Consider the following 21,129-nt stretch of genomic DNA (forward strand, 5'->3'; position numbering starts at 1 on the left):
TTTGACCGCCGCCACGGCCGTTGGGTACGCCGCCGGGCCTGGGTGCTGCCGCTGGGCGAGGAATTGGCCGGATTGCGCACCTGGCCCGGCTTGCGGGCCATCATCGCGGTCGAAACCATTCGGCAGGTGCAGCACCAGCCAGGCACGCACGTCGAGTGGCGCTACTACCTAAGCAGTTGCCCCGATGCCCCCGCCGTGCTCATCCAAGCCATCCGCCGCCACTGGGCCATCGAAAACAGCCTGCATTGGGTGCTGGATGTCGTCTTTCGCGAGGATGAGGCCCGCAGTCGCGACCAGGTAGCGACCCGCAACTTTGCTGTTTTGCGCAAGCTGGCTTTCAACCTCCTGCAGCAGGGAAAACATCAGCCTGGGAGCCTGCGGGCCCGACGACGGAACGCGGGCTGGAACGATAACTGTGGTACTCCCCAAAAGTTGGACAGTTTAGATGGGCTAGCTTAGCCCATGTATGAACCCCAAACGCACCCGTCGCCGCTTCACGGCCGAGTTCAAGGCCGAGGTGGCCTTGGCCGCTCTGACCGAGCGGCAGCCGTTGGCCGAGTTGGCCACGCGCTACCAGCTTTCCGTCAGCCAGATTACGCGCTGGAAGCAGCAGTTGCGCGAGCAGGCGGCGCAGGTCTTTGCCGAGCCGGCCAACGCGGCTCCGGTCGCTCCCGACGTCGAGCCGCTTTACGCCGCCATTGGCAAGCTGCAGATGGAAAACCAGCTGCTAAAAAAAATGCAGCGCCCGTGAGCCGCGCCGCCCAACGCGTGCTCGTGCAGGCCAGCGCCGAAGGCAGCGTGGCGGCCCGCTGCCAAGCCGTGGGCCTGGCGCGCAGCAGCTACTACTACCGCCCGTGCGGGGAAAGCGCCTTCAACTTGCAGCTCATGCGTCTCTTGGACGAGGAGTACACCCGCCACAGCTTCAAGGGCGTGCTGGGCATGCGCGACCATTTGCGCCTGCACGGCCACCCCGTCAACGAGAAGCGCATACGCCGGCTGCTGCGCCTGATGGGCCTGCAGGCGGTCTACCCCAAGCCGCGCCTCTCGGCGCCGGGCGAAGGCGTCACCCGTTACCCGTACCTGTTGCGCGAGCGGGTGATTACGGCGCCGAACGAGGTGTGGAGCACCGACATCACCTACATCCCCATGGCCCGCGGCTTTCTCTACCTGGTGGCCGTGCTCGACTGGCACTCGCGCTACGTGCTCAGCTGGGAACTGAGCAACACGCTGGACGTAGGCTTTTGCCTCGCCGCCCTGACCACAGCCCTGCGCCAGCAGCCGGCCCCGCACATCTTCAACTCCGACCAAGGCAGTCAGTTCACCAGCGCCGCCTTCGAGCAAGCACTGCGGGCGGCCGGTTGCCAGATCAGCCGCGACGGCCGGGGCCGGGCTACCGACAACGCCTTCGTCGAGCGGCTCTGGCGCTCCGTGAAGTGGGAGTGCGTTTACCTCAGCCCGGCCGACGACGGCCACCACCTCTACCAGCAGCTGCAGGCCTACTTCACCTACTACAACCACCACCGCCCCTACCAGGCACTCAAAGGCCAAACGCCCGCCACCATCTACACGCAAACCCCTACCTTCAACCCCGAACCAATTTGCTTAACCACCCCCGTCTAAACTGTCCAGGTTTTGGGGAGTAGTACAAACTACATGACTCAGCTCCTAACCCGCGCCCGCCAAAACGGCCGGGCAACGGCTCCTTAAATTTGATGCGTAAGCCCTGGAGGCGGACTACCACCAAACGGTCAACTTTTTTCAGGACGAGTCAAAAAAAGGAGGGTGGTCGGAAAACGCCCCTTTTCCGGTACCACCGGGCGCTGCCTAAGATCACGCCCCTAACCCAGCGAATGACGGTACCGGAAACTGGTTTCCGCAATCAAGATACCGTAAATTCGCATTTCGCCTCTTTCCGGTACCGTTCACCCTCCTTTTACTATGAAGAAACTCGGCTACGCCCGCGTCAGCACCCAGGAACAAGTGCTCGACCTGCAACTCGACGCCTTGCGCCACGCCGGCTGCGACGATATCTATACGGACACCGTTTCGGGGGTGCAGGCCCACAAGCCCAATTGGGAAAAACTGCTGGCGTATGCGCGAGCGGGGGATACCATCGTCATCTGGCGGCTCGACAGGCTGGGCCGCTCCACCAAGCACCTGATTGAAGTGGTTGAGGACCTGAGCCGTCGGCAGCTGCATTTGATTTCGCTGCACGACCCCATCGACACGACCTCGCCGGGCGGCCAGCTCGTGTTCCAGATTTTTTGCGCCCTGGCCGAGCACGAGCGCAACGTCCTCGTGCAGCGCACCCGCGCCGGGCTGCAGGCGGCGCGTGCCCGCGGCCGCCAGGGCGGACGGCCCCCGGGCTTGGCCCCACGCTACCAAAAAGTGGCCCCCGCCGTCAAGGAACTCTACGAGGCCGGCCAGCAGTCCACCCGCCAGCTGATGGCCTACTTCCAGATTGGCTCCCGCCGCACGCTCTACAAAATCCTGCGCTTTGCTGGCTGCCAGATTAATGAAAAGTCCATGGTGCCTACCAGCAAGGCGGGCGACGAGGCCTTACCGTAATTCTTTGTCCAGTCACTAACTCAACCCCGAATTGAACGTATGAAGCCGCCTTATTACAAGAATACTACATGGCAAGATTTCCTCTTCACTTCGTGACAAGAGAGATTAGTGTTAGCTGCAAGACTACCGGAGCACCTCTACCCAGCCTTTGACCTGCTGAGTGGACTGCGCGTGACGGAGTAAGTAAAAATACGTTCCATCCGCTAAGCCATCGGCACTCCAGTTCTGCTGGTAATTGGAAGTCTCATACACTTGTTTGCCCCACCGGTTATAAATAACGAGTGACCAAGGCACAGTACCAAGCCCTGTTACTTGTAGAGCGTCATTCTTCCCATCTCCATTCGGCGTGATGATGTTTGGAACGAATACGCTTTGGCGGCATTCATACAACCGAACGAGGATTGTGTCAGTGGCGCTACAGAAATCGGTAGAAACTCTCACCCAATAACGGCCGGAACGGTCGGGGGTGAACGTGGCCCCAGTAGAGCCGTCCTGCCACCGATACCGGACGCCGGGCAGGGTTGCGTCAAGCATGAAAGGCTGCTCTGGCGTACTGCACAAAGTGGTATCCCGGCCTAAATAGACAGTCGGAGGATCCAGGTAGAAAACCCTTACGGAATCTCGCGTACTGCACCCGGCCCCATTGGTGCCTTCAACCCAGTAAATACCAGGCTGATTTACAATTAAGGCGGAAGTTGTCACTCCATTTTGCCATCGGTAGCGTGTCCCTAGCTCAACCAACCGGGGCTGAAGCATTACCGAGGTCCCCACGCAGAGAACCGTATCAGCGCCTAACCGGACTCGAGGTACAGGTGCTGCCCGTATGCGTAGTGAGTCGCGGGTAGTACAGCCTGCTGCGCTAGTGACATCAACCCAATACCAACCAGTCCGGTCTGTGGTAATGGTAGCAGTAGTGGAACCATCCTGCCACCGGTAAGTGGCACCAACAGTTGTTGCATTCAATGTAAGCCTGCTGCCGGGGCACAGCGAAGTATCACGTCCGATGTTTACCTGCGGTAGAGGGAACACATCTACGTAGCGTCGCAAGGTGGAGATGTAGCCCCCCGGCAGTGACAAGGTAAGACTTACCAAATAACGCCCTGGAGCGGAATAGGTGTGCGTGGGTGCTAATAGGGAGGAGAGATTGCGGGGTCCGGACGCAGGATCCCCAAAATCCCACCTGACTGAATCAGGGGCATAGCTAGCCGGGAAGGCAAACGCAATAGGAGAGTTTTGGCACTTCCCTTTTAGGGTAAAGTGCCATAGGTCGCGCTGCACATAGGAAGGCAAACCTAGGGCAGACCGACGCCCGTTCAGGCTCACGCCTTGGTTTATATAGGCGCATGCCGTACCCAAGCTGTTTGGTTCCGTGATTACGCTCACGGCCTGGACGGTAGTGTTGGTGAGTGCCACGTAAATGCGACCATCCGGGCCGAGCTGTAGGGCACTGGGCGTACTGCCTGCTTGCCCCGGTGCCACCGGAATCGGCACCACCGAGGCACCTATATTGGCCGCAGTGAGGTCGTACTGGAAAAGCGCCCCAAAAAACGGGTCGGTCACGTACAGCCGGGTGCCGTCTGGCGAGAACTCCACCCCGTAGCTGGCGATACGGGCTGGAGGCAGCACCACTGGGTTGCTAATGCGACCAGTGGCCGGATCGAAGTCTAGCAATTCGACGCTGGGAATGCCTTGGGTCTGCTGGGGGTTGACGGTCCCGGCAGCTAGGGCGAGGCGACGTCCGTTCGGCGAGGCCTTAAGTTGGCCGATGGCCTGCACCCGCTGGTGAACAAACCCGTCGCGGCTCAGCACCGGCAAACTCACTACTCCCTGAGCGGTTAGCAGATAGACAAAGCACACGTCAGTATCGCGCTCGTGGCCAATCACCCACAGGTCGCGGCCGTTTGCATGAGGTACAGCAGCCACCCGCTCTGTGGAGGTTGGGTGCAGCAACACGTCGCGGCGGACCACCTCGCCCAATCCGCCCTGCCGGTCCATCTCCACAACAGAATAGCGGAATCCTGCACCTTGGCTTACCTCATCCGGCGAGAACAGATAATATACAGAGCGGCTGCCCGGTTGGGCCACCACTAGGCACTGCGTGGTAGATGTGTTACCCCGCAGACTGGCGCCGCCCGCCATCACTTGGTGCTGCCGGTTCCAGACGGTAACCCCATTGGTATAGAACAGCAGGTTGCCAAGGCTATCTGCCCTGCTGCTGCATCCTTCATCCGAATCAAGAGCCCCGTTGGTCAGAGCCACGGGCTCCCCGGCCCGAAAGTCTAGGCCGGCCTGTCGCCCAAAGTACCATTGCGATGCCTCCAGCTGGGCGTGGGCGCACCAGCTCAGCAAAACGCCTAGTCCCGTAAGCAAGCAGCGCCGCAGACAGGAAACCACTCCATGGGGCAGGGCCAACAACAGCTTTGCGCAGGTCGGAAGCATTAGTTCGTCGGACTGGGATGTTAGCGGCGCTTGACAACAAGCACCACACGCTTATCCTTTTTTGCTACGTCCGTCGTTTTCGGGTAGGGTGTGACTTCCTGCAGCACGATTGTATACTGTCGCCCGTTGGCCTGCACCGCCGTCGAATCGACACTACTGGAGCGCCCTTCCAGTTGCAAGGTTAAGACCTGACCCGTGCCGTTCTGGTCCCGGACGCCAAGCACGGTTTGCACATCACCCGGTTGCAAGCAATTCACTCCCTCAGGGCAGCGGGTGTCCACCACGTCATCGACCGTGACAGTCAGTTCCGGAGTACCCTGATTGGGCAAGGCCGCGCGTTGCTGGTAGCGCAATGTTACCGACTGGTTGAACGCCGCATCGATGCTAGGGGCCACGGCGGCTTCTTTCTTGCATCCGGCTAGACACCAGAGGCTGGCCATCAAAATACAGAGTGATTTCATATGAGCGGGGGTTAATTGAAGCCATTGACCTGGCTTCAAAAGCGTGATTTATTTCCGGTGATAATGGTTGCGTCGCCGGTCTAGCTGGTAACTTATAAGTACCACCACGCATGATTTACGCGGCAGTACTTATAAGTTAACGCGCTTTAGCGAGAAGCCAGCCAATTCCTAACGGCTAATCTGAATGCGTTTTGCCGTCGTACCCGATGTCGTCGCGATGGTTACGATAAAGGAGCCAGCTGGTAGCTGGGACACATCAAGAGAAACCATTCGCTGCCCAGGCGCAACTTGCTGAATGTGGAGTGTTCGACCCAGCATGTCCTTAATGCTGACCGTAGTAGGAGTAGCGGTTGGTACAGCCAGGTCCAAGGTCATGAAGGCGTCAGCCGGATTGGGGAAAACAGCAACCTCTTGGCCGGTCGCCCCGCCACTTGCCGCTTGCTGCTGCCGCTGCTGAACCTGTATTTCACATATCTGCCCCGGCGGGCAATAGGGAGGCTGGGGATTGCATATTAGGGTGCTGAGCGAATAGTAGCGCCAAACGTTGGCTGCCGGATTTGGGTACTGAACGTAAACACTGAGCGTGGCCGCATCAGCATACGAGGGTATCTGGGTTAAAACGGCATAATCCACTTGCCCGATTTGCGAGAAACCGAAAGCTGGGTTATCAACCGACCAGGTCTTCGTGGCTCCCGGTGAGGTTTGCACCCGGTACTCAGCGTATACACTGGACCCATTCTCGACGCAAAACTGCGGGGAGCCAGTGATTTGGGCGGCGCAATTAGGGGATGTACTGCTCCCGACGCCCACGGCTGCCCAAGCGTTAGTAGTGGCAATAACCTCGATCGAGCAGGCCCCGTACAGATCTGTCGCGGCCTGAATGGCTCCGGCACGTGCGTTGGCGTAGTTTGAATTAGACCCCAGATAGCGGGTGAGGTTACGGTAGGCAATACGGGCCGCCTTGTCCTCACCGATTGCGGGAATGTAAACACCGGAGCTAGGTGCTGCCCCTACTGAGAGCAGATAGAACCAGCGATTCTGCACACCACCATTCCGATGCGGTCCACCGCCGAAATCCCAGCCATCTCCTTGATACACCTGTGCTTGTGAGGTGAACGGATCCACCTCGCGAGCGAAAGCGCGCCCCAATCCGGCATTGGCTCCTACCCGCCAGTCGTGGTTATTTGAATTGTTGTAGCGCTCGACCATTTCGCCGAAAATGTCGCCGAACGATTCGTTGAGCGCATCTGCTTCTCCACCGTCCAGACCAGCCGAGGTTTTTACTACCCCGTGAGTGAACTCATGGGCCATGACGTCTGTCTCGGCTAAGCTTCTACCATTTGCGCCATTCCGGTACCAGCGCCCAACCACGATGTAATCGGCATCATTCAGCTGGTAGTAATAGGCATTGTTTTGGAGGTTATTCACTGCCACGCGAATGTCACGGTTGCGATTGGCAGGCCCGTTGCGCCCATATTCGGTTTTAAAGAAGTAGTGGGCAGCTTGAACTCCGTAATGGGCCGTAGCGGCCGACTTTGCTTTAAAATCCCAGTTCCAATTAGTGTTCAGCGCGTTGTTCTCGCTGCCACTGGCCGTAATAAAGTACCCGTTGGCAAACTCGCTGGCCGAAGAGCCTGTGCCATCACTGTATTTAGTGTAGATATAGCCCCCGCGGCAAAAGTCCTGGAGCTTAAAGTTATTTGAGTTGCTATCCCACCAAGTGCCTACATACCGGTTGCCGTTATACCAGGTATCAACTTGATTATCTTGGCAGCTACCATTGCTCATTAACGAGGAAATCCGCAGCAAGCGGCCCGTAATAGCATCGATGTATACCGCCTCGTAAGCTTCCGGATCCAACCGCATGATGTCAAAGCGGTAGGCTAAGCGATGGATAGTACCCTCGGCGTTACCGTCATTGGCTGTTAGGGCATATAGTATTTGCCCCTTCGGATAATTGGTGGCTGAGGAGTCGCGCTTGGAGATGCGTAATTGTTGTTCTTGGCGCAGGTCCTGCCATAGGTATCGCTTGGCTGGAACATTGGCCAATGCCGTCGCAAGCGCCTGGCTCTCCGTCACGGCCGGAACTTGCGGGGAGGGGAGCGTCTGAACCAGTCGCCCGTTAGCGAAAAGTGACTTTTCCGCTTTTCCGTAAATACTGAAGTCTGCTCCTTGGACAGGCCATTTTCCGTGGTACTGAGTGTATCGGTAACGGGTGATGCCCAACTCGTCAGTCAACGCCTCAGTAGCTTGGAGTTCATCCGCTGATCCCAAACCAAGCGCTTCCTTGTGTTTGCCTGCAATCTCTTGGGGCTTTTCCTTTAATGTTTCCTTAAAAAGGATCCAGCCGTCAGCTCTCACCTCCTTTGCTAACTGACTGATTTTCTCTTTTGGATAGGGCGCGGTGACTCCTTTTCTGGCCTGGAACTGCGCCATACTGGAATGCACACTCAGACTTAACAAGCCACCTACCAGCAGGGTAAGTTTCGGGGGTCGGAGTGCAAACAAACGCATTGATAAACAGCATTTGGTAGAAGTAAGCATGAAGGGATTGGGTTAGGGTGAAGAAAGAAATGATGAAGTTTTCAGCAAAATATTTCGACAACCCTGCTACCACTTTGCAACTTGGTATGCAAAAACAGATGTATCAAAACACAAAAAAGCCAGCTCCGCACCTTCCTGGAGAGGAAGGCGACGCGAATGCTGGCAATAGGTGTGCAGGATAAGGGAGCGGAGTAGAGGCTCGAAAGTATTAACTATTTCTATTACAATAACTATTTCATATAAATATTTAACAACTTATTATCCTGCTACCTCATGGCTTGGTGGAGATAAGAGCAATTATGAACTACAGAGACCGCACAATCCGCAAAAGCGATTTTTGGACCAAACTTTTAAGACAGGCCAAAGTCTAGGTGCTGGGAGCGAATGACGTTGAGGATAGCCGGTTGGAGGGCACTGTTCACATTGGTATGGACGGATTGCCTTTACTCGTCGGTATCCTCTCAGCAGCTCTAGCTGCTTACATTAACCAACAGTAAGCTGGCCGACCATGGAATTAGGTGGCGCACTCTGGCTCGGAAAGAAAAGCGGGTCCTGTACAACATTCGCTCAGGTCTGTTGATGAGGCTTTGCGCTTTACTGACGGTCCCAAACCGTGCCGCCGCGCTCCTCGAATCGGATGAGCCCCTCAGCCTTTGTCATGTACAGCGTGACGACCACTCTGGAACCGCTCCCGGCCAGGGAAGTCGTGCCACCCAAAACTGCCGGGTAGGTGCGGCCGGCAAAGGTGGCGGGCGAAAGGGATTGGGTGCCGTCTTCCACTTCCTTAAGGGGCAGACTCACCGACGTGTTTCCAATGTTAAACCGGGATTGAACCCGGGTCGTGTTGCCTGCCACCACTGTATACAGTTGCATGGACTTGTTCTCGCTGTTGCCCGTGGAATCAGTTCGCTGAAGAATATGCGAGGTAAACTCCTGGTTATACGTAGGACAGGGGTTCACGCCTGCGCCGACCCCATCCATTTTGTTCTCGGCCTCGGTCACGCGGTAGCTGCGCACGTAGCCGGTGGTGGCGTTGCGAAACCGCAGCACGGCATCTTTTGGATAAGGCGCCGTCCAGGCCCGCAGGCCGGGGGTTAGCGAATACTGGGGGATGTCGTCGGTGTCGCACACCTTTTTACACCCCGAGGAAACAAGGGCCAAACCAACACACAGGATATAAACGAAGGGAAAACGCATGAACAACATCGGATAAATTAGGGAGAAGATAGAATCACGAAAGATACCTCTTTCGCGCCGCAAACGGGCCGCTCACCGGTTGGGCTTAAAACTTCATGCGCTGAATACGCACGGCGTTGAGGATGGCCAACAGGGCGACTCCGACGTCGGCAAACACCGCTTCCCACATGGTGGCTAGGCCGCCGGCGCCCAGGGCCAGCACCACGGCTTTCACGATAAAGGCCAGCCAGATGTTCTGCCACACCACCGAGTGCGTGGCGCGGGCAATGCGCCGGGCGGTGGCAATCTTGCTGGGGTGGTCGGTTTGAATCACCACGTCGGCGGTTTCAATGGTGGCGTCCGAGCCTAGCCCGCCCATGGCAATGCCCACGTCGGCCAGGGCCACTACCGGCGCATCGTTTACCCCATCGCCCACAAAGGCCAGCTTGCGGCCCGCGTCGAGGTACTGCTGCACGTAGCGGGCTTTGTCTTCGGGCAGCAGCCCGCCGTGGGCCTCGTCGATGCCCAGTTCCTTGGCCACGCGCTGCGTGATGCTGTCCTTGTCGCCGGAGAGCATCACGATTTTGGTGATGCCGTCGGCCCGCAGTTCGCGCACGGTTTGCTCGGCGTCGGCCTTGGGCGCGTCGGCCACAGTCAGGTAGCCGGCGTACTTGCCATCAATGGCGGCCACCACGATGCTGTCAAACACCTGGTCGACTTCAGCTGGGTAAGCCACGATGAACTTGGTGAGCAGCTTGGTGTTGCCGGCCAGCACGTCGCGGCCGTCCACGCGCCCGCGCAGGCCGTGCCCGGAAATCTCCTCGACGTTCTCCACGGGTACTCCCGTGGCCGCCGCCCCCACGTGCAGCACCACGGCTTTGGCAATGGGGTGGGTGGATTTGGTTTCCAGCGCGCCCACCAGCCGCAGCAGTTGGGCCGGGTCCACGCCGGGGGCCGGCTGCACCTGCTGCACCGCAAACACGCCCTGCGTGAGCGTGCCCGTCTTATCCATCACCACGGTGTCAATTTCACGTAGCACGTCCAGGAAGTTGGAGCCTTTTAAGAGGATGCCCGCTTTGGACGCCGCGCCAATGCCGCCGAAGTAGCCCAGCGGAATGCTGATGACCAGCGCGCAGGGGCAGGAAATCACCAGGAACACCAGCGCCCGGTACAGCCAGGTGCGGAACACGTAGTCGTCGACCACGAAGTAGGGCACCAGCACCAGCAGCACGGCCAGGGCTACGACGATGGGCGTGTAGACCTTGGCGAATTTGGTGATGAACTGCTGGGTCTTGGCCTTGCGGCCCACCGCGTCCTGCACCATGGCCAGAATCTTGGCCAGCTTGGTGTCCTGGTAGGTGGCCGTCACCAGCACCTGCGCCAGCGACTCCTGATTTATCATCCCGGCCAGCACCACCTCGCCCATTTGCTTGGTTTGCGGGGCGGACTCGCCGGTGAGCGCCGCCGTGTTGAAGGAGGCCGGACCCTTCACCAGGGTGCCGTCCAGGGCCACTTTCTCGCCGGGCTTCACCTCGATGGTGTCGCCCAGCTGCACCTGCTTGGGGTCGAGCACCAGCGACTGGCCGCCGCGGAGCACCGTGACTTCCGTGGCCTGAATTTCGAGCAAGGCGCGGATGCTGCGCTTGGCGCGGTTCACGGCTGCGTCCTGGAACAGCTCCCCCACGGTGTAGAACAGCATCACGGCCACGCCCTCCGGGTACTCCCCGATGGCAAAGGCCCCGAGCGTGGCAATGCTCATGAGCAGAAACTCATTGAACACGTTGCCGCTGGGAATACTGAGGACGGCGGCTTTCAGCACTTTCCAGCCCACCAGCAGAAAGGCCACTCCGTACCAGGCCAGGCGCACGTAGGAAGTAAACCAGGCCACGTCGTAGTAGTCGAGGGCCAGGCCGCCCAGCAGCAGCGCCAGGCTCATGCCGGGCCAGAGGTAGGGGTTTGCCCCCACCTGCCCGTGGTCATGGTCGTCGCCGCTGGCGTGGTCGTGGCCGGCGTGCTCGTCGGCAGCCTTGCCGGCCAGGTCCACTACCTTTTTGCCGGCGGGGTGGTCATGTCCGGCGTGGTCGTGACCCGGCACGTCGTGCCCTTCGGGCTCGGCGGCGGCTTCGGGCGTGAGTTGCTCGCGGCTGAGGGCGCCGACGTTTTCGAGCTTCACCTGCTTGGCGGTGTTGAGCTCTTCGTCGGTATTGGAGGAGGTTGGGTCAGGCATAGGAAAAGGAACGTCATGTTAAAAAATGGGGCAGCGGCCAGCCGGCAGCTACCAGTCCACGAAAAAGCCGGCCACGCCCACCAGCACGAGCACCGCGCCGGTCAGGCGCCGCTCGTGGTGAGCGAGTCCGTCCACGTTGAGGCGGCCCAGGCTGCGGTGGGCCAGGGCCACCAGCGCGCACATGGCCGACACGGACGCCAGCAGGTACAAGCTCATGAGCAGGGCCAGGGCCGCCGAGCCGTGGGTGCCGGCGGCAAGAAAAAAGGTCTGAATCTCCAGGCAGGGGGCCAGGAACATGGTCGCCGCCAGCCCCAGCACCACCCGCCGGCGCGGCGTCCGGCGGCTGAGCGGCCGCGGGTCGGGGTGAGCGTGGCCGGGGCCGGAAAAGGAGTAGAGCAGGCCAATGACGATGAGCAGCAGTGGCGCTACCCAGCCGGCGAACTGCTCGAAGCGGGCCGAGAGGCGCCACCCGAGCAGGCCCAGGGCCAGCCCAATGCCCACGGTGCTCAGCACGTGGGCGAGGCCAGCCACCAGCGTCACCCCCACCGCCCGCCGCAACGGCCAGCCCTCCGCCCGTGCCACGGCCAGCACCGGGGCCCAGTGGTTGGGAATGGCGGCGTGGAGCAGGCTTAGCACAAGGGCACCGGTGAGGAGTTCAAGCATGGGAAGCGGGTCAGGGAAAGCGCACCGCCGGTTACGAGGACAAACCTCGGGAGCCGGACGATGCAATGCTATTGCATTGTTTGGGCGGGGGTTGGCGAGTTGCCCGCGCAGCGCGGGCAGAGGCCCTTCATCACGAGGCTGGTTTCCTGCACCTGGTAAGCGCCGGGCAGGGCAATGGCCGGGACGGGCACGGCGGGCAGGCAGCTGGTTTCCCGGCATTTAGTGCAGAAGAAATGCACGTGCAAATCCTGGTGCTGCTCGGGTGTGCAGCCGGGCTCGCACAGGGCGAACTTGACGGCGCCGCTGCCGTCCTCGATGCGGTGCACCAGGCCCTTGTCGGTAAAGGTTTTCAGGGTGCGGTGCACCGTGATGCGGTCAGCATGCTTGAGCAGTTCCTCCACGTCGGTCAGGCTCAGCGCTGCCGACTGTTTCATCAGCACGTCGAGCACCAGCAGGCGCATGGCCGTGGGCGCAATCTGCTTCGCAATCAAGGTGTCTTCGAGGGGATGGGCCATCATTATTCTTCCTCTTCCGCGTTTTTCATCTTGGCCAGCAGCGAGTAGGCGCCGTCCGTGACGAAGGTGGTGGTGGCTGGTACCCCTTCCGGCAGGGTGACTTCGGTGAAGTTGTCCTCGCTGCGGCCCAGGGTGACGGGCACTAGGCGGTAGCGCCCGGGGGCTTCCACGGCGAAGGCGTAGTTCTTGCCTTCAAAGCGCACCAGGGCCGCGTCGGGCAGGGTGGGCGCCTGCGTGCGGCCGGTTTCAATCATGGCCCGGACGTAGAGGCCGGGCAGCAGCATGGGGTCGTTTTCCTGGTCCAAATGGCCGTGCACGCGCACGGTGCGGTCCTCGCCGATGGCCTTGCCCACCAGATAGACGCGGGCCGTGCGTTCGCGCCGGGAGCCGGTGGAGTCACTGGCCAGCGTGAAGCGAATCAATTGGTCTTTCTGCACCCGGGCCACGTCGCGCTCAAACACGGTAAGTTCGACATGGAGGTGCTCGGGGTCCACGATTTCAAACATGGCGTCGGTGGCCGTCACGGCCTGCCCCACGGTCACGTTGACGGTGCGCACGAAGCCGGCCCGCGGGGCGCGGATGCTGGCCGTGGTCACGATGCGCCCGCCCACGGGCAAGCCCGCCAGCCGCAGCCGGGCGGCTTGGGCAGAAGTTTGCACCTGCAGGGCTCGGTAGTCGGCCTGGGCACGCTGGTAATTTTTCTGGGGGGCCACCTCCTGCTCGTAGAGCTCCTTTTGGCGGGCCAGCTCGGTGCGGGCGTAGTCGAGGCGGGCGCGGGTTTCGAGGTAGTCCTGCTGCAGGGCCACGAACTCGGGGTTGCGGATGGTGGCCAGCACCTCGCCCTTGCGGACGCGGGCGCCCTGCAGCAATTCGGTGTTCTCCACGAAGCCCCCTAACGGGGCCGTGATGCGCACGGTGCTTTCCGGCGGCACGTCCAGGGTGCCCGTCACGGCCAATCCCGCGCCCATGGGCCGGTCGGTCAGGCGGGCGGTTTTTAGGCCCACAGCCTGCTGTTCGGCCGCCGAGAGCGTAACGACGTCGGACGCTTCTTCGCTCTCCGCCTCACGGGCTTCACCGCCGGCTCCTTTGACTTCGGTGGCGGACTCCGCGTCAGCGCTTTCTTTCTTATCGGCACTGCAGCCTACCTGAAAAGTCAGGGCCACAAGTAGTACCAGGGATGCAATCTTATTCATGGTAATTCAAGTCAGGGAGATGGAGAACACCTTACTGGGCCGCGGTGCCGAGCAGGTAGTCCAGGTCAATAGCGGTTTGGTTGTGCTGGAGCACGGCGTCGAGGTAGGCCGTGCGCACGCTCAGGGCGCGCTCCAGGTTGAGCAGCAGCTCGGAGTAGGTGGTTTCGCCGGCCTTGTAGGCCCGCTGGCTCAGGCGCACGATGACGGCGGCCTGGGGCAGGCCGGTTTGCTCGTAGAACTGCACCCGCCGCTGCTGCTCCTGCAGGCGCAGGCGCAGCTCATCCAACTGGGCGGCGGCTTCGGCCTGGTAGCGCTGGTAGGTGGTCGTGGCCACTTGCTCCTGCAGCTTGGCGGCCTGCACGCGGGCTTTCTGCGGCCCGCGCAGCAGCGGGATAGCCAGGCCGGCCTGCACGCTCTGGAACCGGTCGCCGGTGCCGTACGTCGAGGTTTGCCCATCTATCTCATAAGTGCCCCGCAGCGACTGATTGGTGTAACCCACCGTTACCTGCGGCAAGCCCTGGGCCTGTTCCACGCGGGTTTCCGCCCGGCGCTCGGCAACCTGCTGTTGGAGAACCCGCGCTTGGGGCGTGGCGGCCAACGCCGCTGTATCCGCAGAAGCCACCGGGGCGGGCAACAGGCGCAGGATGCTATCGGCAATGGCCACCGGCTGAGTGGTCTGCAATAGGGCCTGCAGCTGGCGCCGGGCAATGGTGTAGTCGGCCCGGGCCTGGGCGAGCTGGTTCTGGGTTTCGCCTTGCTGAATCAGGGCGTTGGCCGGCTCCAGGCGGGCCACTTCGCCGGTCTTGAAGCGCAGCTGGGCCGCGCGCAGGAACTCGGTGTAGATGCTGTCCTGCCCGCGCAGCGTGCGCAGTCGGTGGCGGGCGTGCACCGCCCGCTCGTAGCTCAGGCGCACCTGCCGGCGCACCTCGGCCTGGACCTGGGCCAGCTGCTGCTCCTGGCCCCCAATGCGGGCCTGGCTCAATCCCGCCTGGGCTCGGTAGTAGCCGGGCAGGGCCAGCGACTGGCCGATGCTCAGCACGTTGTCGGAGAGTGGGGAATTGACCTGGCCGTACGTGCCCAGGATGGTCGTGCGGCCCACGTCAAAGGAGGTACGCCGCAGGGCCTGCTGGGCTTCCAGGGAGCGTTGGGCAGCCTGCACCGTGCCATTTGCCTGCAGGGCTTGGCCCACGGCCTGGGTGGAGGTTATCGGACCTTGGGCCCGGGCCGGTAATGCGGCAAGCAAGGTGCCGAGCACGAGCAGCACCACCGAAACCGGCATTGCCGAGACAGGACGGGGCTTTTCTTCGCCCTTTTGTTCCGATTTGCGCTCGGATAGGGCGTAGAGCACCGGCAGCACCAGCAGGGTCAGCAGCGTGGCTGTGACTAGCCCGCCAATGACGACGGTGGCCAGGGGACGCTGCACTTCGGCACCCGCCGACTGCGACAGGGCCATGGGCAGAAAGCCCAGCGAGGCGACGGTGGCCGTCATCAGCACCGGCCGCAGGCGTACCTGCGTGCCTTCCAGGATGCGCTGGTAGACGTCCGTTTGGCCTTCCTCCTTGAGCTGGTTGAAGTAGCCGATGAGCACGATGCCGTTGAGCACGGCGACGCCGAACAGGGCAATGAAGCCCACGCCGGCCGAGATGCTAAACGGCATGCCCCGCAGCCACAACGCCAGCACCCCGCCGATGGCCGACAGTGGAATGGCCGTGAAAATGAGCACCGACTGCTTAAGCGACTTAAACGTGAAGAACAAGAGCACGAAAATGAGCAGCAGGGCCACCGGCACGGCGATGCTCAGGCGCTCGGAGGCCTGCCGCAGGTTTTCGAACTGCCCGCCATAGGTCGTGTAGTAGCCTGGAGCGAACTTCAATTGCTGGTCGACTTTGCCCTGCAGCTCGGTGACGACGGATTCCACGTCACGACCGCGCACGTTAAAGGCCACCGTGATGCGGCGCTTGGCGTCGTCGCGCTGAATCTGGTTGGGGCCCTCCTGCAGGTCCACTGAGGCCACTTGCTCCAGGGGAATTTGTTCGCCGCCGGGCGTGGCCACCAGCAGCTGCCGCACGTTGCCGATGTTCTGGCGCAGCTCGGGGGCCAGGCGGAGCACCACGTCGAAGCGGCGCTCCTGCTCGAAGAGCTGGCCGGCGGTCTGGCCGGCGAAGGCGGTTTGCACGGTGCGATTCACGTCCTCGGCGTTGAGGCCGAAGCGGGCCAGGCGGTTGCGGTCGAGCTTGACCACGATTTGGGGCAGGCCGGTAACCTGCTCCACGTACACGTCTTCGGCGCCCTCAACTTGGCGCACCAGGCGGGCGGCCCGCTCGGCGTAGGAGGAGAGTTGCTGTAGGTCTTCGCCGTAAATCTTAAGCACGACGTCCTGCTTGGCGCCGGAAATCAGCTCGTTGAAGCGCATTTGGATGGGCTGCTGGAAGCCGAAGGTGACGCCGGGAATCACGCTCAACGCTTCGGCCATCTTCTCCGCCAACTCTTCCTGGGTACTCGCGGAAGTCCATTTGTCTTTGTCCTTTTCCAGAATAATCATGAGGTCCCCGGCTTCCACCGGCATGGGGTCGGTGGGAATCTCGGCCGCGCCGATTTTGGCTACCACCTCCTTGACTTCGGGAAACTGCTTTTTGAGAATGGCTCCCGCCTGCAGGCTGCGGTCCACGGTATAGCTCAGCGAGGAACCCGTGAGCGTACGCAGTTCGACCGCAAAATCTCCTTCCGAAAGCTGGGGAATGAACTCGCCACCCAGGGTGCGGAACAACAGCAGCGAGCCCACGAAGAGGGCAACGGCCGAGGTGAGCACCACGGCCTTGCGGCGCAGGGCCCATTCCAGCACCGGGCGGTAGCGGGCTTCGAGCCAGCTCATCATCCGGTCGGAGAAGTTGCGCTTCACCTCCGTCGAGCGGCTCAGGGCCAGCGCCGACATCATGGGCACGTAGGTCAGGCTCAGGATAAAGGCGCCGATGATGGCAAAAGCCACGGTCTGGGCCATGGGCCGGAACATCTTGCCCTCGATGCCGACCAGGGCCAGCAGCGGCAGGTACACGATGAGGATGATGATTTCCCCGAACGCGGCCGAAGAGCGGATTTTGCTGGCCGCGTGGTAGGTTTCCTCGTTCATCTGGTCGGTGCTCAGGCGGTTGCCGGCTACCCGCAGCTGCCCGCCGTGCAGCCGGTGTACGATGGCTTCGACGATGATGACGGCCCCATCTACCACCAGGCCAAAGTCGATGGCCCCGAGCGAGAGCAGGTTGCCCGACACGCCGAACAGGCGCATCATGGCGATGGCGAAGAGCATGGCCAACGGGATGACGGAAGCCACGACCAGTCCAGCCCGCCAGTTGCCCAGGAACAGGATGAGCACGAAGAGCACAATCAGGGCGCCCTCAATCAGGTTGGTTTTCACCGTGCCGATGGCCCGGCCCACCAGCTCGGAGCGGTCGAGGTACACGTCGATGGCCACGCCCTCAGGCAGGGATTTCTCGACCGTCAGCATGCGGGTTTTCACGTCCTTGATGACATCGTTGGCGTTGGCCCCCTTGAGCATGAGCACGATGCCGCCGGTTACTTCGCCTTCCCCGTTGCGGGTCATGGCCCCGTAGCGCACGGCCGAGCCCAGGCGCACGTCGGCCACGTCGCGCACGAGCACCGGCATGCCGCCGGCAGTGTTGCGCACCACGATGTTGCCCAGGTCGGCCGCGTTTTCGGCCAGGCCTTCGGTGCGGATGAAGTAGGCGGTGGGCTTTTGGTCGAGGTAGGCACCCCCGGCGTTCTGGTTGTTGCGTGACACGGCCTGGTAGACCTGCTCGGTGGTGACGTTCAGCGAGCGCAGGCGGGTGGGGTCCAGCCGGATTTCGAACTGCTTGAGCTGACCGCCGAAGCTGGCCACGTCGGCCACGCCGGGCGTGCCCAGCAGCTGGCGGCGCACTATCCAGTCCTGAATGGTGCGCAGCTCGCGGGCGTCGTACTTCTTCTCGTAGCCAGGCTTGGCGCGCACCAGGTACTGGTACACCTCGCCCAGGCCGGTGCTGACAGGGGCCATTTCCGGCCGGCCGATGCTGGCCGGAATCTGGCTTTCCGCTTCGCGCAGCCGCTCACCGACCTGCTGGCGGGCCCAGTAGATGTCAATTTTGTCCTCGAAGACGATGGTGACCACCGAGAGGCCAAAGCGGGAAAAGGAGCGCACTTCCTCGCGGCCGGGGATGGTAGCCAGGCTCTGCTCGACGGGGAAAGAAACGAGGCGCTCGATGTCGCTGGCGGCTAATGACGGGGCCACCGTGTAGACGACAATCTGGTTGGTGGTGATGTCGGGCACCGCGTCAATCGGCAGCCGGCTCAACGAGTAGCCGCCCCAGGCCACCAGGGCCAGGGTCAGAATCCCGATGATGAGCTTGTTGTGAATGGAAAAATGAATCAGCCGGTCGAACATCCGTGGCGATGGGGTTAAGTCTAACGCTTCCGAAAAACACCCTGCGGCCCGGCGGCTTCGGCTGCGAAGAGCGGAAGCGGGCTGGACGGAATGACTTATGGCAAAACGCAATGCGCCCGGCGGCCCGGTGACCCGACTGCACGCGGCAGCAGGCGACCCGGGCGGGAAGTCAGCAGGAAATAGGGGAGGGGTTAGGCTCTGGGCGGTTGCCAGATGGTGCCCAAGGCCCGCGTGGGGGCCGCCACGACCAGCGGGCCGTGCTGGGGGCTGCTGCCCCATTCCACCGCGAGAGGGTAGTCCCCCACGGGAGGCTGAGTTAAACCGATGACGACGCCCCCGCAGCAGTGGCACTGGCAGAGCGGCGAGCACCAGTCGCCCAGGGCGTCGGTGCCGCAGTCGGCGTGCCAGGCCGCGGCGACGGTGGTGGTTTGCTGTTGGTCCTGGCACACCGCTACCTCGTCCGTGCACGTCATGGTCGACAGGCAGGCGAAGTAAAAGGCGAAAAATAGGGACAGCAGACGCATCGGGGCAAAGGTAGCGACAATGGGAAATTGTCAGGTACGGCTTTTACCAGTTCATGCAGGCAAAGGTTCCTGAAACAACAAAAGTCTCACAGTCTTAGCGAAGACCCTGCATTTTTAAAAAAAGGCCACCGGGGTTCTTCGTCGCCTTGATTTTATCCGTCTTCAGCTTGTAGATAAAGGCAAATAAGGCATCCACGTGCTTGGGCGACTGCAGAATGTCTTGCACCAGCTTGGGCTCCTGAACGCCCAAGGTTTCGAGGTGCTTGCGGGCCAGCTGCACCTTGGCATCATCGGCCTCCAGTTCGAAGGGGATGGGCAACTGCTGGGGCACTTGGGTGTTGACGTAGAACTTGATGCTCTGGAAGGAGCGGCCTTTCTTGAGCAGCTCGTACTTGATGCGCAGGTCAGTGTGCTCGTTTATCTGCGTGGTGGCCACGTCGAGCACGTACTTCTGCAGCGAGGAAATCTGGGCGTACTGCTCGGGCTCTTTACCTGCGGGGTCCTTGAGCTTGAGCATGCCCTTAAACTCATCCAGCGAGTAGGTCTTGGTTTCGCCGATGTCCTTCCACTGCGAGGCCAGCTGGTAGATGCGCTTAGCGTACTTGCTGCTCAGGCTAAAGGCAGCCTGTAGGCGGTAAGACGTGAAGTTACTCTTCAGGTCTATCAGGAAGGGCCGCATGCGCTCGGATATCTCCAGCTCAATGGTGCCCTCGCCCTTGCGGTACAGGGCCGAGGCCAGCAGACTCACTTGCAGCAAGGTTTTGCCCGTCTCGATGTGGTAGACCCGGCTGTTGAGGTTCTCAGTGGATTCGAGCAGCTGCTTGTAGTTCCAGGTCCGACCCGTCAGCTCCATCAGCTCCTGCACCCGGATTTCATAGATGGTGCCGGACTTGTCCTGCTTGGTGAGCTTGGAGAGCAGCGAAAAGACGATGTCCATCTCGCAGGCACTCATCTCGTAGCGCGCCGTCGTCAGCGCGTTGTGCTGCCGAATTTCTATCGGGACGGTGGATTCGGGCGCGGCCATACGCAGCTACTGTGGTGATACAAAGCAAACATACGGCTTAAATCGGAAACTAATAGAGCCAAATTGTACTACTCCCCAAAAACTGGACAGTTTAGACGGGGGTGGTTAAGCAAATGACGTTAGGGTTGAAGGTAGGGGTTTGGGCGTAGATCGTAGCCGGGGTCAGGCCTTTCAGGGCCTGATGGGGGCGGTGGTGGTTGTAATAGGTGAAGTAGGCTTGCAACTGCTGGTAGAGATGCTGCCCGTCGTCAGCTGGGTTGAGGTAAACGCACTCCCATTTGACCGAGCGCCAGAGCCGCTCGACGAAGGCGTTGTCCGTGGCGCGTCCCCGCCCGTCGCGGCTGATTTGGCAGCCGGCGGCGAGCAGTGCGTGCTCGAAGGCCGTGCTGGTGAACTGGCTTCCTTGGTCTGAGTTGAAGATGTAGGGTGCCGGCTGCTGGCGTAGCGCGTCAGCCAGGGCCGTGAGACAAAAGCCTACGTCCAGTGTGTTGCTCAGTTCCCAGCTGAGCACGTAGCGCGAGTGCCAGTCCAGGACAGCCACTAGGTAGAGGAAACCGCGGGCCATGGGGATGTAGGTAATATCCGTGCTCCACACCTCATTGGGGGCCGTAATCACCCGCTCGCGCAACAGATACGGGTAGCGCGTCACGCCTTCGCCCGGCGTGGAGAGACGCGGCTTGGGATAGACTGCCTGCAGGCCCATCAGGCGCAGCAAGCGGCGCACGCGCTTTTCGTTGACGGGGTAGCCGTGCAGGCGCAAATAATCGCGCATGCCCAGCACGCCCTTGAAGCAGTGGCGGGTGTATTCCTCATCCAGCAGACGCATGAGTTGCAGGTTCAGCGCCGTTTCGCCTTGCGGGCGGTAGTAATAGCTGCTGCGCGCCAGGCCCACGGCTTGGCAGCGGGCCACCACGCTCCCCTCGGCGCTGGCCTGCACCAACGCCCGCTGCTCAGCCACACTCACGGCCGCTGCATTTTTTTTAGCAGCTGGTTTTCCATCTGCAGCTTGCCGATGGCCGCGTACAACGGCTCGATATCGGGGGCGGCTGGCACCGCAGCGGCGGGCTCGGCAAAGACCTGCGCCGCCTGCTCGCGCAACTGCTGCTTCCAGCGTGTGATCTGGCTGACGGAAAGCTGGTAACGGGCGGCCAGTTCGGCCAGCGGCTGGCGCTCGGTCAGAGCGGCTAAGGCGACTTCGGCCTTGAACTCGGCCGTGAAGCGGCGACGGGTGCGTTTTGGGTTCATACATGGGCTAAGCTAGCCCATCTAAACTGTCCAACTTTTAGGGAGTACTACAAATCCTGAATCTATGAGTAAGCGGAAAGGCGGCAGCTTGGCTGGCTTATAAAAGCTATTAGTT

The 21,129-nt window shown here is 61.2% G+C and carries 16 protein-coding genes and 1 pseudogene; 4 read left to right on the top strand and 13 right to left on the bottom strand.

Features of this window, described 5'->3' with window-relative positions; genetic code table 11:
- The 4 genes and pseudogenes from BUE15_RS18270 to BUE15_RS18285 all read left to right on the top strand — a co-directional run.
- Window positions 1-459: ISAs1 family transposase (locus BUE15_RS18270; RefSeq protein ID WP_139252413.1), on the top strand; the 459-nt coding region annotated here is incomplete at its 5' end.
- Window positions 460-466: 7 nt separating this feature from the next.
- Complete coding sequence (locus tag BUE15_RS22400) at window positions 467-751, top strand: transposase (protein ID WP_073288264.1); 285 nt, start codon at window positions 467-469, stop codon at window positions 749-751.
- Window positions 742-1,620 (top strand): annotated as a pseudogene (locus BUE15_RS18280) (IS3 family transposase); the annotation flags it as partial. The gene BUE15_RS22400 and the pseudogene BUE15_RS18280, both read left to right, overlap by 10 nt.
- Before the next feature lie 318 nt (window positions 1,621-1,938).
- Window positions 1,939-2,568 carry a recombinase family protein gene (locus tag BUE15_RS18285; protein ID WP_073288266.1) on the top strand — a complete coding sequence of 210 codons (630 nt, stop codon included), beginning with the start codon at window positions 1,939-1,941 and terminating at the stop codon, window positions 2,566-2,568.
- A 123-nt stretch (window positions 2,569-2,691) separates the two neighbouring features.
- On the opposite strand, the gene BUE15_RS22650 is transcribed toward BUE15_RS18285, so the two are convergent.
- The 13 genes from BUE15_RS22650 to BUE15_RS22085 form a co-directional block, all read right to left on the bottom strand.
- Window positions 2,692-5,007 carry a T9SS type B sorting domain-containing protein gene (locus tag BUE15_RS22650; protein WP_084549169.1) on the bottom strand — a complete coding sequence of 772 codons (2,316 nt, stop codon included), beginning with the start codon at window positions 5,005-5,007 and terminating at the stop codon, window positions 2,692-2,694.
- 20 nt (window positions 5,008-5,027) lie between these two features.
- Window positions 5,028-5,468, bottom strand: a complete 441-nt coding sequence (locus tag BUE15_RS18295; RefSeq protein WP_073288270.1) for a hypothetical protein — start codon at window positions 5,466-5,468, stop codon at window positions 5,028-5,030.
- 168 nt (window positions 5,469-5,636) lie between these two features.
- Window positions 5,637-8,012, bottom strand: coding sequence for a M4 family metallopeptidase (locus BUE15_RS18300; protein ID WP_084549170.1), 2,376 nt, complete (start codon window positions 8,010-8,012; stop codon window positions 5,637-5,639).
- A gap of 594 nt (window positions 8,013-8,606) precedes the next feature.
- On the bottom strand, window positions 8,607-9,209 hold the full coding sequence (locus BUE15_RS18305) for a hypothetical protein (protein ID WP_139252415.1): 603 nt from the start codon (window positions 9,207-9,209) through the stop codon (window positions 8,607-8,609).
- A gap of 85 nt (window positions 9,210-9,294) precedes the next feature.
- Window positions 9,295-11,415, bottom strand: coding sequence for a heavy metal translocating P-type ATPase (locus tag BUE15_RS18310; protein WP_073288275.1), 2,121 nt, complete (start codon window positions 11,413-11,415; stop codon window positions 9,295-9,297).
- 48 nt (window positions 11,416-11,463) lie between these two features.
- On the bottom strand, window positions 11,464-12,078 hold the full coding sequence (locus tag BUE15_RS18315; RefSeq protein ID WP_073288277.1) for a hypothetical protein: 615 nt from the start codon (window positions 12,076-12,078) through the stop codon (window positions 11,464-11,466).
- A 68-nt stretch (window positions 12,079-12,146) separates the two neighbouring features.
- Window positions 12,147-12,593: a Fur family transcriptional regulator gene (locus tag BUE15_RS18320; protein ID WP_073288326.1), complete on the bottom strand. Its 447-nt coding sequence runs from the start codon at window positions 12,591-12,593 to the stop codon at window positions 12,147-12,149.
- 2 nt (window positions 12,594-12,595) lie between these two features.
- A complete protein-coding gene (locus BUE15_RS18325) occupies window positions 12,596-13,786 on the bottom strand; it encodes an efflux RND transporter periplasmic adaptor subunit (protein WP_084549171.1) in 1,191 nt (396 codons plus the stop codon).
- Between the two features lie 31 nt (window positions 13,787-13,817).
- Entirely contained in the window at window positions 13,818-18,221 is a 4,404-nt protein-coding gene (locus tag BUE15_RS18330) for a CusA/CzcA family heavy metal efflux RND transporter (RefSeq protein ID WP_073288279.1), read from the bottom strand.
- 191 nt (window positions 18,222-18,412) lie between these two features.
- The gene (locus tag BUE15_RS18335) at window positions 18,413-18,745 is read right to left on the bottom strand and encodes a DUF6660 family protein (RefSeq protein ID WP_073288281.1); all 333 of its coding nucleotides are present in this window, start codon (window positions 18,743-18,745) and stop codon (window positions 18,413-18,415) included.
- Between the two features lie 94 nt (window positions 18,746-18,839).
- Window positions 18,840-19,769: a replication initiation protein gene (locus BUE15_RS18340; protein ID WP_073288283.1), complete on the bottom strand. Its 930-nt coding sequence runs from the start codon at window positions 19,767-19,769 to the stop codon at window positions 18,840-18,842.
- Window positions 19,770-19,860: 91 nt separating this feature from the next.
- Complete coding sequence (locus BUE15_RS18345; protein WP_084549172.1) at window positions 19,861-20,727, bottom strand: IS3 family transposase; 867 nt, start codon at window positions 20,725-20,727, stop codon at window positions 19,861-19,863.
- Between the two features lie 2 nt (window positions 20,728-20,729).
- Window positions 20,730-21,014 (bottom strand): transposase, encoded by a 285-nt coding sequence (locus tag BUE15_RS22085; protein ID WP_073288287.1) that lies wholly within the window; start codon window positions 21,012-21,014, stop codon window positions 20,730-20,732.
- Between the last annotated feature and the right edge of the window lie 115 nt (window positions 21,015-21,129).

Origin of the sequence: Hymenobacter psychrotolerans DSM 18569 (genome assembly GCF_900142395.1) — a bacterium.
In the GTDB taxonomy this organism is placed as follows: domain Bacteria; phylum Bacteroidota; class Bacteroidia; order Cytophagales; family Hymenobacteraceae; genus Hymenobacter; species Hymenobacter psychrotolerans.

Coding starts and splice junctions, on each gene's coding strand:
- BUE15_RS22400 (WP_073288264.1), top strand. CDS start 467: ATGAACCCCAAACGCACCCGTCGCCGCTTCACGGCCGAGTTCAAGGCC.
- BUE15_RS18285 (WP_073288266.1), top strand. CDS start 1,939: ATGAAGAAACTCGGCTACGCCCGCGTCAGCACCCAGGAACAAGTGCTC.
- BUE15_RS22650 (WP_084549169.1), bottom strand. CDS start 5,007: ATGCTTCCGACCTGCGCAAAGCTGTTGTTGGCCCTGCCCCATGGAGTG.
- BUE15_RS18295 (WP_073288270.1), bottom strand. CDS start 5,468: ATGAAATCACTCTGTATTTTGATGGCCAGCCTCTGGTGTCTAGCCGGA.
- BUE15_RS18300 (WP_084549170.1), bottom strand. CDS start 8,012: ATGCTTACTTCTACCAAATGCTGTTTATCAATGCGTTTGTTTGCACTC.
- BUE15_RS18305 (WP_139252415.1), bottom strand. CDS start 9,209: ATGCGTTTTCCCTTCGTTTATATCCTGTGTGTTGGTTTGGCCCTTGTT.
- BUE15_RS18310 (WP_073288275.1), bottom strand. CDS start 11,415: ATGCCTGACCCAACCTCCTCCAATACCGACGAAGAGCTCAACACCGCC.
- BUE15_RS18315 (WP_073288277.1), bottom strand. CDS start 12,078: ATGCTTGAACTCCTCACCGGTGCCCTTGTGCTAAGCCTGCTCCACGCC.
- BUE15_RS18320 (WP_073288326.1), bottom strand. CDS start 12,593: ATGGCCCATCCCCTCGAAGACACCTTGATTGCGAAGCAGATTGCGCCC.
- BUE15_RS18325 (WP_084549171.1), bottom strand. CDS start 13,786: ATGAATAAGATTGCATCCCTGGTACTACTTGTGGCCCTGACTTTTCAG.
- BUE15_RS18330 (WP_073288279.1), bottom strand. CDS start 18,221: ATGTTCGACCGGCTGATTCATTTTTCCATTCACAACAAGCTCATCATC.
- BUE15_RS18335 (WP_073288281.1), bottom strand. CDS start 18,745: ATGCGTCTGCTGTCCCTATTTTTCGCCTTTTACTTCGCCTGCCTGTCG.
- BUE15_RS18340 (WP_073288283.1), bottom strand. CDS start 19,769: ATGGCCGCGCCCGAATCCACCGTCCCGATAGAAATTCGGCAGCACAAC.
- BUE15_RS22085 (WP_073288287.1), bottom strand. CDS start 21,014: ATGAACCCAAAACGCACCCGTCGCCGCTTCACGGCCGAGTTCAAGGCC.